This window comes from Kitasatospora sp. NPDC089509 (assembly GCF_044749365.1).
Taxonomy (GTDB): Bacteria; Actinomycetota; Actinomycetes; order Streptomycetales; family Streptomycetaceae; genus Kitasatospora.
Genome location: NZ_JBIVHS010000012.1, coordinates 199,723 through 211,389, shown reverse-complemented (window position 1 = coordinate 211,389; position 11,667 = coordinate 199,723). Strand labels below are relative to the sequence as shown.

Sequence of the window (11,667 nt, the reverse complement as noted above, 5' to 3'; positions counted from 1 at the left end):
GTCACATCCCTTCGAGCTGGGCACGCAGTCGGGCAGCCGCGCGCGCCACCAGAGCGTCGGCCAGGGCGTCCTCCGCCTGTTCGACCGAGCGGAGGACGGGCAGGTAGGGCAGGTACGCGGTACCGGCAAGCCGGCCGCCGAGGGCGCGGAGGCGGTAGCGAGCGGCCGGCGCGGGGCGAGCGGGGGCATCAGCGACCACCACGAGCCAGGGCTTCGGTACGACACCGGTCGGCCAGCCGTGGACGATCGCCTCGACCATCGTGATGCCGTAGACGGTGCTCGGGGCGACGAGAACAGGCTGGACGCCGTAGGGGACGGGCTCTCCGGGGCCGAGGCCGCGCGCCCGTCGGCCGAGACCGTCCTCTCCGTCGAGCATCCGGAGCACGACGGCGGAGGCGATGTCGTAACCGTGCACCGGCATCAGTCCGTACCGCAGTGTGGTGCGGTTTGGGTGAGCGGGTGCCACCGGATCGGATGTCAGGTCGCAACTTTCCCTGACCGTTCGCGTTGTCAGATCGGCCTCCTTCGATCACGGACGATAGCGTAGCCGCTCGACTGCATGGCGTAACAAGCTCGACCATTCGGAGGGCACGCTTATCCGCCCGTTCGGGCCTATCGGTGTACGGCACAGGGGGATCTGTGAAGAAGGCTCTGGCCGCGGGAGTCTCGCTCCTCGTCCTTCTGCTCGGCGGAGTGGGCACAGCTCTCGCTCTGCTGGCGACGGCGGGGGCGGCTGAAGCGGATCACGTGTCAGTCAACGACGTTCCCGAGGCCTACCGGTCGTGGCTGGTCCGGGCGGCGAGTGGCTGCCACGATCCGGGGATGACCCCGGCCTTGCTGGCGGCCCAGCTCTTCGAGGAAAGCGGTTTCCGTACCGACGTGCGCAGTCCGGCCGGTGCCGAGGGGCCGGCGCAGTTCAAGCCGGGTACCTGGGCGACGTGGGGACGCGATGACGACCACAGCGGCTCGGCGTCACCGTACGAGGTCGGGGACGCGGTGATGGCGCAGGGGCGTCTGATGTGCAGCCTGCTCGGGCAGGCGAGGGCATCGGGCATCGCCGACGATCCCCGTCGGTTGGCGCTCGCCGGCTACAACGCGGGGTGGGCCGCAGTCGAAGGCAGCCGGGGTGTGCCGCCGTTCGGCGAGACGCAACGCTATGTGGCGGACATCATGGGCAACTTGGGCCGCTTCGGTGGGCCGGGCCTGACGTGGGAGATCACCGGCGGCGGCACGGGTCCGGACGCTGCGCGGAGGGCCGCCACCCAGGTCGGCGTGCCCTACAGCTATGGCGGCGGCAGCCCGGCCGGTCCGAGCCTCGGCCACTGTGACGGGGAGGGCGGCTTCCGTGCCGGCCAGTGCCTGGCCGACGCCACCGTCGGCTGGGACTGCTCGGCGCTCGTTCAATACGCCTACTGGCCGATCCGCCAGCTTCCCCGCACCGCCGCGGACCAGTACTCGGCCACCGCCGACCACCCCGTTGCCCAAGCGGACCTTCGAACCGGCGACCTGCTGTTCTGGCGCCATAGCGATGGTCACATCTACCACGTGGCGTTGTACCTGGGCGACGGGCGGATGATCTCGGCACCGAAGACTGGGGATGTCGTCAAGGAGACCTCCATCGCCGACATGCCCGCCGCTGACTTCGCGGGTGCCACCAGACCGTAAGCGGCTGAGCAGAGGCAGCTTGGGCCCGGCGCCGGTGGGACGCCACTACCTGGAACGCCTGGTACCGGGGTTCGGGACGGGGACTCGGTGAAGAGGAGCACTGGGACGGGTAGGTACGGTGCCCCGTGACCGCGAGGGTGGTCCGGCGGCCGCGGACGAGGCTCTGGCTGCGCCCGTCACCACCGAGGCCGAGACACGGTCGTCGTGCGTCGGCCTGTGCAGTGCCTCGACGGCTGCCTGGACCAGGCGGGCGGCGAGCTGGGAGACGGGGCCGGCCTCCCAGGTACGATCGCGCATCAGCCGTGCGAGGTGGTCCGGGACGGACCTTCCGTCGTCCTGCATTCGGGTCATTCGGGCGGCCAACAGCGGCCACTGGCGGGAGTTCACGAGCAGCCCGGCCTCGCGCTCCCGGCCAGGCATCGCCTCGTGGACCCAGCGGACGAACCGGGCGTTCTCCGACTGGCTCACCCCCAGCTGCGCCAACGCCCGACGGCGGTTTCCCAGGTCGAGGTCCTTCGGCAGGTCCAGCCCCACCGTCAACGGACCGTACGACCGTACGGCGTCCTGACTTGGTGCAGCGGGTGGGCGCTGCGGAGCCTTGAGCGTTCGGTCGACCGCCTGCTCGACTCCGAGGCCCTCGGCGTACGCGGCTGCGAGAATCTGTCGGACATCGAGGCCACGATCCTGGATCTCCTGCATGGTCGCGGCGATTTCCGGCCAGATGGGGGAGGACAGGATGGCCTCCCGCACCGGGCCCGAGGGCACGGTGGCGCGCAGGACGCGTTCCCACTGCTGGGTCTGCTCGGCCGCGACCCGGGCCGAGTCGGCGACGACCGCGTCCCGTACCGAGACCGCGATGTCCCCGACCCGCGGCAGAAACCGGTCCAGGTCGACACCGGCGCGCCGCAGAGCGACCAGCTGCTGTGCCATGACCGGCCAGTCCGGGCTGGACATCAGAGCCCAGGAGACGTCCGGGGAGAGCAGGGCCTTGAGGTCCCCGGCCGCCTCGGGGAGAGCCTGGTCCACCGGTGGCAGCTGTTGCTCCCCACCGGCCCTGCGCTGCGCCGCGCGGCGTACCGCGTCCGCGACGGCGAGAATCAGGCGTACGGCCATCGTGGATGTCTGCACCGCCTCGCCGACCGCTTCGGCGAACGGTTCGCCCGGGTAGGGCATGGTCATCGTGACTCTCCTGTCTCTCAGCGGCTCCGACTTGGCCCGTCGGTTTCAGGTCCGGGGGCAGGTTTCGCCTTGATTGAGGAACCGGCGATCGCCCTCGGAGGTGGCGGTGGTGTGGCACCGACTCTCGAAGCAGTTGACGCCGCCCGTGTCCTCAACGGAACGCCCTGAGCGGTGGCCCACCCGTCCAACCTCCAGATGAGGACCTGGGCGACCGAATCGCTAGAGCGGAGTTCGCGTCGGGCGGCCACCGCCGCGAGGACCGGTGCGGGCTCGATGCCCTGCCGTTCCAGGTCGGTCAGGCGGCTGTGTAGGGCAGGCCAAGCAGGGTCCAACAGCACGGTTGAGGCATGGGTCGGGACAGTCCTTGCCACTACGTCGGCCGGCATCGGGGCCCGACCGGACTCCGTTGCCGCTGATACCGTCCGCCGAGCGCGCGGCTGAGCTCCAGCATCGGCTGATGCACCGGTGACAACTTCCACCGCTTCCCGCAGTGGTTCACCCGTCCGTTTCGCGGCTTCGGCCTGGAGGTGGTGACCCTGTTCTTCGTGCCAGAGCTGCGCTGCCCTGACAGCGGTGGTGAGGGCCAGCAGGAAGCCCAGGAACGCGACGGCGTCGTTTCGGCCTGATGCCCGTGCAGCTGATACGAGAATCCGGACAGAGGAGCGGAGCAGCAGCTGTGCCTCCCCACCGAGATCTCGTCGTCCAGGCGCCCGCGCAGCCCGCTCGAACTCGGTGGCCGAGGATCGCAGCTGCGACCCCGCAACGGGAGGCGCGGTCGCTGCCACCGTGACAAGCAGGTCGCCAAGTGCGGCGACGTCACCTGCGCCCTGCCTCCGTCCGCCGGCGCCGAAACGTTCGGAGGCCGCCGTGAGGTTGTGTTCGAGTGTCTGCCAGAGCGTGTTCGGCGGAACCTCCGGATCCGGGACCGGAACCTGCCACCGTTCGCGGACCCGGGGGAGCGACAGGTCGTAGGCCAGACTTGAGCCCGCGAACCAGACCGCGCGATCGCCCCGATCCCGATCACCTGGCAGTGCGACCGAGAACCCGACCGGAGTGCCGCCGTCGGGACCTCCACGCTGCGCCACCCGCACGCCGGAAGAACGGAGGCGACCGAAGAATTCGTCCTCGCCCGCAGACGCTGCTGCTGCGGTACGGACGGCCCGTTCCAGTTGGTCGCGAGCACTCTCCGCGAGATGGCGGCGGGAGGCCTTGCGCGTCTCGCCCGTTGTCGGCCAGCGCTTCGCGGTGCGGTCCCCGGAGGTCAGTTGGCGCAGGCCCCAGCGAACCTCGAACTGCCGGGCGAGCCGTTGCATCCGGACGATGTCCTGCCTCAGGTTCGGTTGGATTCCGTCCTGACGGGCCTTCGTCGCGACGATGTGGATGTGGTCGTCCGCATGACGGATCGCGACCCAGCGACAGCCCCACGAGTCGCCGTGCGGTGCTACGCCTGCGGCGTCCATCATTGTCCGCGCTACCTCGGCCCACTGCTCGTCCGTCAGAAGCGGATCTTCGGGCGCTGCGCGAACGGCTACGTGATAGACGTGTTCGGCGGGTGGGTTGCCGGGCAGGGCTTGAACGGGCGCGTCCAGGAGCAGTCCCAGCTCCCCGACCGTCATGTCCGGCGCGCGGGCGGGGTCGGGAACCCACGGTGCCCATGCGGCGACCATGCGGGGGTTCTCGTGCTCGTCCCGCTTTCCGGGGCCGTAGAGGTAGAAGAGAAGCCCGCCGGTGTCGTTCCCGCCCTTCGCTCTCTTGGGGATCACCAGCGCGACACTCGCTCCCGCATCACCTGCAGCGTCGCACGATCGACCCGCTGCACAGCTTCCGCCAGTTTCTTCGCAAGAGGTGCGTTCGGATGCGTATCGCTGTGCCCGATCAACCCGATGGATTCGCCGATTCGTACCAGCTCACCGCGGGATCGGATGAGCTCGGTGAGCACGTCGCGTGCGTCTGCGGACACGGGAATGAGTTGGTCTTTCGCGACCGCCAGTGCCTTGCGGGCGGCCCAGGCGGAGAGCGCCATGCCATCGCGCTTCGCGGCCTCCTGCACGATCGTCAGCTCGGCGTCGTTGTAAGCAAGGTTCACCCGGTTCGACCGCGGTGCCTGCATCTGGCGTTCCCGTCGGCGTTCTCCCTGCGTGGCGCTCATCCCGCTGCTCCTCGGCTCTGCGGGGCGCTTGTTCCGATGAGCCGCATCGAACTGTCCCTCGCTCGATTCATCCGTCCCGTCACTGTGATTCGTTGTCGAATTAACTTCACGTAGATACGCCGGGAGGGTGGGTGGGAATCACCGGCACGAGTGACTCGGCGGAGCGGAGCTGAAGCGGTCGGGAGCAGTGCCTCTAGGATCCGGCGGCATGACGAGAGAAGAAGAGTTCCTTCAGCGGATGCGCGAGATTCAGAGCGACCGGGAGAAGGCGATCGTGCCGCTCGCCGGCCTCATGGCGGAGCGTAAGCGCTTGAAGGACGAGCTGGCGGAGACGGACGCGCCGTACGGGCGGGCGTACGCGGCTGCGGAAGCGGCGGGATGGAGTTCGGAAGAGCTTTCGCGGTTGGGGGCGGAGGTGCCCTCTCGCCGGCCCAAGGGGCGACCTCGGAAGCACGGGGTCGGGGGCAAGAACGTCATTTTGGGGCCGGTGTCCGGTGGTGCGGAGGTTTCGTTGCATGCCTCGGTTGAATGACGTCGACGAGACGCCGCATGGTGGGCAGGAGTCAGGGGATTCCTGCGATCGCTGACCAGAGCGAGTTAGTGCTTGTTGTGACAATGGCGAGCAGAGAAGTCCTGAGCCTGCCTTTTTCAGGTTCGCCGCCGACGAAGCTGCGTCGCGTTGTCGGTCGTTCCGCCGCTGTGTTTTGCGGAATTGATTGCGGATGGCCGGGGACGCCCGAAGGCCACTGCGAGCGGCGGACGCCATCGAAAGCCAGCTTTCCGTCTGACCAGGCGAGGGTGCGCTCGGCGACCCAACGGTGGGCACCCAGGTCGGAACCGTGGGGTGCCCTGCAGTGGGCGATCAGCTTCCCCGCGGGGCGTCGGCGCCTGTAGCGGTCGTAGCTCCGGTCGGAGAGCGGGGCATCCGGTCCGCGTCGTGGCCGACCGGCCATGCTGGCCACGGCGCGGACCTGCGCGCGGGGGCAGCAGCTGGGTGACGTCGTAGCGGTTACTGCCGGTCAGCGACACCGCGAGCGGGATGCCTTGGCCGTCGACGAGGACGTGGTGCTTGCTGCCCGGTCGCGCGCGGTCGAACAGGCTCAGGCCGATTTTGGGCCCCGCCGGGTGGCCCGGCCGTGACGGGAGTCGGTCACCGCCCCGGACCAGTCCACCTGTCCGGCCAATCGAACTTCCGCAGGACCAGGTGGAGCCGCTCCCACCTGGCGGCCTCGTTCCACGCCGGGAGCCGCCGCCAGCGGGTCCTGCCCGAGCCGAAGCCGAACTCCGCGGCCGGGCGGTACATCCAGGCTGGTTGACACGGAGGCGCTCTGGGAGACCGCGGCCGCTACGGTTGGGACCGCCTCAGGGCGCAGAGCGTATGTAAAAGAACTCCACCTGTAAGGGTTGCTCGAACGGGGCGGCGAGTGCGACCCGATCGGCAGCGCGCTGCCGGGGCCGGCAGCGGGTCGGTCAGGCGGTGGTGGCGGTGAAGTCGGTGAGGAGTCGGCCGACGGTGTCGGGCTGGTCGAGGTGCAGCGGGTGGCCGGCCGTGGGGACGACGGCGGAGCGGGCGAGCGGGCTGAGGAGGGCGGTGGCGGCGGCGTGTTCGCTGGGCCAGAACTGGCTGTCCGCGCCGGCCACGATCAGGGCCGGCGCGGTGATCCCCGCGACGATGTCGCGCCAGTCCTGGCAGGCGTGGTCGAACAGCAGCGGGTAGGTGTCGGGGGTGATCAGCCGGCTCAGGCCGCGGCCGCCGGCCCCGCGGAGCAGCGCGTCGGTGGCGGCCTGGTCGGGCCAGGGGCGGCCGTGGCCGGTGTGGACGGCCTCCGGGTGGAGGAGGAAGGTGCCGAGGTTGTCGGCCGTCAGACCGTAGAAGCCGTACGGCCAGTCGGGGCTGTTGACCATCCTGGGGGTCTGGTCGAGGGTGACGATCCCGGCGAGGCGCCCGCAGCCGAACAGGCCCACGTAGGACCAGATGGTGGCGGCGCCCATCGAGGAGCCGACGAGGGTGACGTCGTCCAGGCCGAGGTGGGCGAGCAGGTCGTGCAGGTCCTTGCCGTGGCGGGCGATGCGCTGGCCGTGGGCGGGCCGGTCGGAGCGGCCGTGCCAGCGGCGGTCGAAGGAGATCACCCGGTGCCCGGCTGCCCGCAGCCGCGCCCACTGCAGGGCCCAGCTGTCGGCGGGCGCGCCGTAGCCCGCGATCAGGACGACCGGACGGCCGCTCCCCTCGTCCTGGTAGCGCAGGGTGGTGTTGTCGCTGGCGACAAAGTGCGGCATGGCTGCCTCCGTGGCGTCGGGCGGTGAGATCGGCTGAATCCAGCCTGTTCGCGCGGCATGCGGTTGGCCATGGTGGTCGGGACAGCGGCGGTCGGGCCAGAATTGTCGGTGTGGACAAACCAGTGGATGAGGGAAGCGTTCCGGCGGCCGACGGCGACCCGCGTGCCCGGGTGCTGGCCGCACTGTCGCTGGAGGAGATCGCCGCCGGGGCCGCCGCCACGGTCGTCCGGGAGATCCCGGCCTACCACGGGCAGGACCCCGAGCAGGTCCGGGCGGAGCTGCTGGTGGTGCTGGCGCCGGTGCTGGCCTCCCTACGCGAGGGGCGCGCGGCCACCGCCGAGGAGCAGCGGGAGTTCGCCGCCTTCGGCTCGCTGCGTGCCGAGCAGGGCATCGGGCTGGAACCGCTGCTGGAGGCGTTCCGGCTGACCACCCGCCGCGCCTTCGACGCCCTCTACGAGCAGATCCGGCGCGCCGACGCCCCGCAGGCCGGGCTGGAGCTGGCCCGGGACTTCTGGGACGGCTGCGACCGGGTGTCCGCGGCCGTCGTCCAGGGGCACCGGACGCGGGACCTGGAGAAGGCCCGGGCCGCCCAGGAGCACCGCACCCTGCTGCTGCGCCAACTGGTCACCGGCGACCTGCCGACCGACTACCTGGCGACGGCCGCCGCCGCGCTCGGTCTGGACCTGCGCACCGAGTACCACGTCTGCCATGCCCGGCCCGGTGCCGGGCGGACGATCGCCGCGGTGGAGTGGGCGCTGCGCCCGCACACCGTCGCCCTGCTCGCCGAGCCGGGCGCCGACCGGGTCATCGGCCTGGCCGTCCGGCCGTTCCCGGCCGCGGTGGCGCTGCCCGCCGGTCTGGGCCCGGCGCGCCCGCCGGGCCGGCTGCGCGAGTCGCTCGCCGAGGCCGAGCGGGCCGACGAACTGGCCGTCGCCTTCGCCCTGAACCGCTGCGTCCGGGCCGAGGAACTCCCGTTGCACCGTGCGGTGTTGACCCTTCCGGCGGTCGGCGTACAGCTCGTCGAGCAGTGCTTCGGGCACACCACGGGCGAGCGCCGCACCACCCTGGTGCGCACCGTGGACGCCTACTTGGCCGCCGACGCCAACGCCGAGCAGGCCGCCGCCGCCCTCTTCGTCCACCCCAACACCCTGCGTTACCGGATCCGCGGGCTCACCGTCGCCACCGGCCTCGACCCCGCCCGCACCGAGGACGCCCTGGCCCTGTGGTGGGCGGTGCGCCACCTCCAGGCGACCGGCGAACTCGGCTGACCCGCCGCGCCGCCTGGGCCGCCGCGCCGCCTGGGCCGCCTGGGTGAGGCCCGTGCGTCGCCGCTCCGGGCGGCCGGGCACCGGGTGATCTCGCTGGACCCCCGGTGGCAGGGGCGCTCCGACCGTCCCGCCTGGGGCCAGCGCATCGCCCGGCGCGGCAAGGACGCCGTCAGCGCCCGCCTGGTCGCCTTCGCCGCCTCGCTGTGAGGCGAGGGCCTACGTCGTCGGGGTGGCGCGCAGGCCTTCTAGCAGGGTGGTGAGGTAGCGCTGCGCGGTGGCGTGGCGGGCCGCGGGGGAGCCGCCGCTGATGTTCACGGCGTGGGCGATGCCGCACATCAGCGGGACGAGGTCGGCGGCGGCGAGGTCGGGGCGGACCGTCCCGGCCCGGTGAGCCCGGTCGAGCAGGGCGGTGCCGGCCTCGGCGAGCGCTTGCCGCAGTTCGGTGGTGCGCGGCAGGGCGTTCTCGGCCGCCGCGGCGACCGGGGGCAGGGCGGCGTCGGTGACCTGGGCCTCGACGACCCGGGTCAGGAAGGACTCCAGCCCGCGCCGGGGGTCCTCGTCGGTCAGGGCGAGCCGACCGTGCTCGGCGAGGGCCTCCAGGCAGGGGGTGGCGACGGTCTCCAGCAGGGCCTCGGGGGTGGCGAAGTGCCGGTAGACCGTGGCGACGCCGAGCTCGGCCCGGCGCGCGACGTCGTTGAGCTGCAGCGGGATGCCCTGGTCGACCAGGTCGCGGGCGACGGCGACGATCCGGTCCCAGTTCCGGGCGGCGTCCTTGCGCAGCGGTGGCATCGTCATGAGTGGGCGGTCCAGGTCGCTCGTCGGGTGGCCCGCACGGCAGCTGTCGTGCGGGGTCGGCATCCGATCATAGGCGGGACGACGCGCTCGTGATCTTCCGGTGCGGGACGGCCGCCGGGCCGACCCGCACCGGGCGGGTCAGACGTCCTCCTGCTGCGGGCCGAGGAAGTCGGTGATGAGTTCCAGCCACCGGCTCGGCTGCTCGACGAAGGGCAGGTGCCCGGTGGCGAGTTCCGCGGTCCGCGCGCCGGGGATGGCGGCGGCCAGTTCGTGCTGGAGGGAGACGGGTATCAGGGCGTCGCCGGTGGTCACGATGACGAGGGTCGGTGCGGCGATCGCGGCCAGGTCGGTACGGACGTCGGTGCGGCGGACCAGGTCCACCTGGGCGGCGGTGCCCGTCGGGTGGGCGGCTGCGGTCCGTTCGGCGGCGGCGCGCACCTGCTCGGGGGTGAGGGAGTTCAACACCGGTGCGCTCAGGGCGAGTCGGGTCAGGAACTGGGAGAGCAGGAGGTGCTGGCCGGACGTGTGGAGTTGCTGCCAGATCGCGGCGGACAGGTCGGTGCGGGTGTCCGGACGGGCGAAGCCCGCGGTCAGCACCAGCCGGGTGACCCGCCGGGGGTGGCGGACGGCGACCCGGATCGCGACCGGGACGCCCAGCGAGTATCCGCAGAGGGCGAAGGTGTCGATCCCTTCGGCGTCCGCCGCGGCGACCAACTGGTCGGCGAGCAGGTCGAGTTCGAGCGCTGTGGGGGAGTCGGGGGTCAGGCCGGAGCCGGGGTAGTCGACGCCGATGACGGTGTGGCGGGCGGCGAGGCCCGCCATGATCGGCCCGAAGTTGGCCTCGATGCCCCCGCCCGCGCCGTGGGCGAGGAGGAGGCCGGGGCCGGAGCCGTGGACGGTGCGGGCGTAGGTGGTCGGACTGGCGGTGTTCATGGTCGTGTCCTCGGGTGACGGGAAGTGATGTGGGCTAGCCGCGCGCCACGGGCGCGTGGGCCTCGCTGAGGCGGCGCACGGCGGCGGCCAGGCGGGGGTCGGTGGCGGGGCGGAACGGGGCGACGGGGTGGGTGTCGGGGCCGATCACGAGGCCGGTCCGACCTTCCAGGGCGGCGTCGGTGGCGGCGACGATCGACGGCCGGGCGGCCACCGAGGCCGGGCCGGAGGTGGAGCGTTCGAACCTGCGGCGGACCAGTGGCCACAGCAGCCGCAGGGCGGGCGAGACGATCCTCGGGTCGGTCAGGGTGCCGTCGGTCATCGCGGTCGCCGCGCCGCCGGGGTCGGCGGCCAGGACCGAGACGCCGGTGCCGTCCAGCCGGGCGGCCAGGTCGAGGGTGTGGGCCAGGTTGGCGAGCTTGGCGCGGCCGTACCAGTGGAAGCCGTAGTAGCCGCCGGGCGGCTCGACCCTCTCGAAGGCCCGCTTGGCCACGCCGACCGCTGCCGAGGTCACGTTCACGATCCGGCTCGGGGCCCCGGCCGTGAGGGTGGGGAGCAGCAGTTCGGTCAGCAGGTACGGGGAGAGGTGGTTGACGACGAAGGAGGCCTCGACGCCGTCCAGTTCCTGTCGCCGGGCGAACATCGCCCCGACGTTGTTGACCAGGACGGCCAGCTGCCGTCCGGGGGCGGTGTGGTCGGTGGCGATCCGGTCGGCGAGAGCGCGGACCTGGTCCAGCGAGGCGAGGTCCGCAGCCAGGAAGCGGGCTGGGTGGGTCGGGCCGGTGGCGTTGATCCGCTCGACCGCGCCGGCGCCTCGTTCGGCGTCGCGTCCGACCACGGTGACCGCGAGGCCGGCGGCGGCCAGCCCCAGGGCCGTCTCCAGCCCGATGCCGCCGGTTCCGGCCGTGACCACGGCTGTCTTCGTCATGAGCTCCTCCGCCCGTCAAACAATCGGATAGGTCATCCGCTTGATCGGGACACTAGCAGATATCTGGATGACCTATCCGTTTGAATGCCCGGCGGCGGCCCGCATCCCTCGATCGGGGTGCGGGCCGTTCGGGCTTTCCGGGAGCCGCTCGATCGGCTGTTCGGCGACACGCCCGTGCCGTACCGGCCCTGACGGGTGGTGACCGCGACGGCGCGATGCGACCGCGCCGCGGTGGGGAGGCCTCGGGTGCGGCGGGGCGGGACGCCTGCCTGTGCCTCGGTCGAACCGCGGGGATCCCCCGGCCGTGTTCGATCGGGGCCGGTGCGTTACGTCGAGCGGATCGTGGTGACGTAGGGTGATAGGAGATCAACGGGGCGCAGTCGCACGCCGCTCGGCGGCCGGTCCCGCGCACGTTCGCCCTTGCACCCCGTTCCGTCCCGCCCGTACCGGGCCCCCGCAGGCGCGTCGACGGCGCC

The 11,667-nt window shown here is 72.0% G+C and carries 12 protein-coding genes; 4 read left to right on the top strand and 8 right to left on the bottom strand.

What is annotated here, in order from left to right:
* Nucleotide 1: 1 nt before the first annotated feature.
* Complete coding sequence (locus ACIP4P_RS25025) at nt 2–421, bottom strand: hypothetical protein (protein WP_400921905.1); 420 nt, start codon at nt 419–421, stop codon at nt 2–4.
* A gap of 218 nt (nt 422–639) precedes the next feature.
* Here ACIP4P_RS25025 and ACIP4P_RS25020 point away from each other — a divergent pair, with 218 nt between their 5' ends.
* The gene (locus ACIP4P_RS25020) at nt 640–1,665 is read left to right on the top strand and encodes an NlpC/P60 family protein (protein WP_400921903.1); all 1,026 of its coding nucleotides are present in this window, start codon (nt 640–642) and stop codon (nt 1,663–1,665) included.
* 45 nt (nt 1,666–1,710) lie between these two features.
* Here the strand turns inward: ACIP4P_RS25020 and ACIP4P_RS25015 are convergent, their stop codons facing one another.
* From ACIP4P_RS25015 to ACIP4P_RS25005, 3 genes are read right to left on the bottom strand one after another with little or no spacing between them, the layout of a single operon-like run.
* Nucleotides 1,711–2,844 (bottom strand): hypothetical protein, encoded by a 1,134-nt coding sequence (locus tag ACIP4P_RS25015; protein ID WP_400921901.1) that lies wholly within the window; start codon nt 2,842–2,844, stop codon nt 1,711–1,713.
* A gap of 17 nt (nt 2,845–2,861) precedes the next feature.
* A complete protein-coding gene (locus tag ACIP4P_RS25010; protein ID WP_400921899.1) occupies nt 2,862–4,607 on the bottom strand; it encodes a relaxase/mobilization nuclease domain-containing protein in 1,746 nt (581 codons plus the stop codon).
* Entirely contained in the window at nt 4,604–4,993 is a 390-nt protein-coding gene (locus ACIP4P_RS25005) for a hypothetical protein (RefSeq protein WP_400921897.1), read from the bottom strand. Before ACIP4P_RS25005 ends, ACIP4P_RS25010 begins: the two co-directional genes overlap by 4 nt.
* Nucleotides 4,994–5,201: 208 nt before the next feature.
* Here ACIP4P_RS25005 and ACIP4P_RS25000 point away from each other — a divergent pair, with 208 nt between their 5' ends.
* Nucleotides 5,202–5,525: a hypothetical protein gene (locus ACIP4P_RS25000; protein WP_400921895.1), complete on the top strand. Its 324-nt coding sequence runs from the start codon at nt 5,202–5,204 to the stop codon at nt 5,523–5,525.
* Between the two features lie 938 nt (nt 5,526–6,463).
* Here ACIP4P_RS25000 and ACIP4P_RS24995 read toward each other — a convergent pair.
* Entirely contained in the window at nt 6,464–7,270 is an 807-nt protein-coding gene (locus tag ACIP4P_RS24995; protein ID WP_400921893.1) for an alpha/beta fold hydrolase, read from the bottom strand.
* A 110-nt stretch (nt 7,271–7,380) separates the two neighbouring features.
* Between ACIP4P_RS24995 and ACIP4P_RS24990 the strand changes: the two genes are divergently transcribed.
* Both ACIP4P_RS24990 and ACIP4P_RS24985 read left to right on the top strand, forming a co-directional pair.
* Nucleotides 7,381–8,538 carry a helix-turn-helix domain-containing protein gene (locus tag ACIP4P_RS24990; RefSeq protein ID WP_400921891.1) on the top strand — a complete coding sequence of 386 codons (1,158 nt, stop codon included), beginning with the start codon at nt 7,381–7,383 and terminating at the stop codon, nt 8,536–8,538.
* 84 nt (nt 8,539–8,622) lie between these two features.
* Entirely contained in the window at nt 8,623–8,745 is a 123-nt protein-coding gene (locus ACIP4P_RS24985; RefSeq protein WP_400921889.1) for a hypothetical protein, read from the top strand.
* Between the two features lie 9 nt (nt 8,746–8,754).
* On the opposite strand, the gene ACIP4P_RS24980 is transcribed toward ACIP4P_RS24985, so the two are convergent.
* The 3 genes from ACIP4P_RS24980 to ACIP4P_RS24970 form a co-directional block, all read right to left on the bottom strand.
* Nucleotides 8,755–9,333, bottom strand: a complete 579-nt coding sequence (locus ACIP4P_RS24980) for a TetR/AcrR family transcriptional regulator (protein ID WP_400921888.1) — start codon at nt 9,331–9,333, stop codon at nt 8,755–8,757.
* A gap of 138 nt (nt 9,334–9,471) precedes the next feature.
* Nucleotides 9,472–10,266 (bottom strand): alpha/beta fold hydrolase, encoded by a 795-nt coding sequence (locus ACIP4P_RS24975; RefSeq protein ID WP_400921886.1) that lies wholly within the window; start codon nt 10,264–10,266, stop codon nt 9,472–9,474.
* A gap of 34 nt (nt 10,267–10,300) precedes the next feature.
* Complete coding sequence (locus ACIP4P_RS24970) at nt 10,301–11,191, bottom strand: SDR family NAD(P)-dependent oxidoreductase (RefSeq protein ID WP_400921884.1); 891 nt, start codon at nt 11,189–11,191, stop codon at nt 10,301–10,303.
* Nucleotides 11,192–11,667 lie beyond the last annotated feature (476 nt).

Excerpts from the sequence above, each read along its gene's own strand:
- ACIP4P_RS25025 (WP_400921905.1), bottom strand. The coding sequence starts at position 421 with ATGCCGGTGCACGGTTACGACATCGCCTCCGCCGTCGTGCTCCGGATG.
- ACIP4P_RS25015 (WP_400921901.1), bottom strand. The coding sequence starts at position 2,844 with ATGACCATGCCCTACCCGGGCGAACCGTTCGCCGAAGCGGTCGGCGAG.
- ACIP4P_RS25005 (WP_400921897.1), bottom strand. The coding sequence starts at position 4,993 with ATGAGCGCCACGCAGGGAGAACGCCGACGGGAACGCCAGATGCAGGCA.
- ACIP4P_RS25000 (WP_400921895.1), top strand. The coding sequence starts at position 5,202 with ATGACGAGAGAAGAAGAGTTCCTTCAGCGGATGCGCGAGATTCAGAGC.
- ACIP4P_RS24995 (WP_400921893.1), bottom strand. The coding sequence starts at position 7,270 with ATGCCGCACTTTGTCGCCAGCGACAACACCACCCTGCGCTACCAGGAC.
- ACIP4P_RS24980 (WP_400921888.1), bottom strand. The coding sequence starts at position 9,333 with ATGACGATGCCACCGCTGCGCAAGGACGCCGCCCGGAACTGGGACCGG.
- ACIP4P_RS24975 (WP_400921886.1), bottom strand. The coding sequence starts at position 10,266 with ATGAACACCGCCAGTCCGACCACCTACGCCCGCACCGTCCACGGCTCC.
- ACIP4P_RS24970 (WP_400921884.1), bottom strand. The coding sequence starts at position 11,191 with ATGACGAAGACAGCCGTGGTCACGGCCGGAACCGGCGGCATCGGGCTG.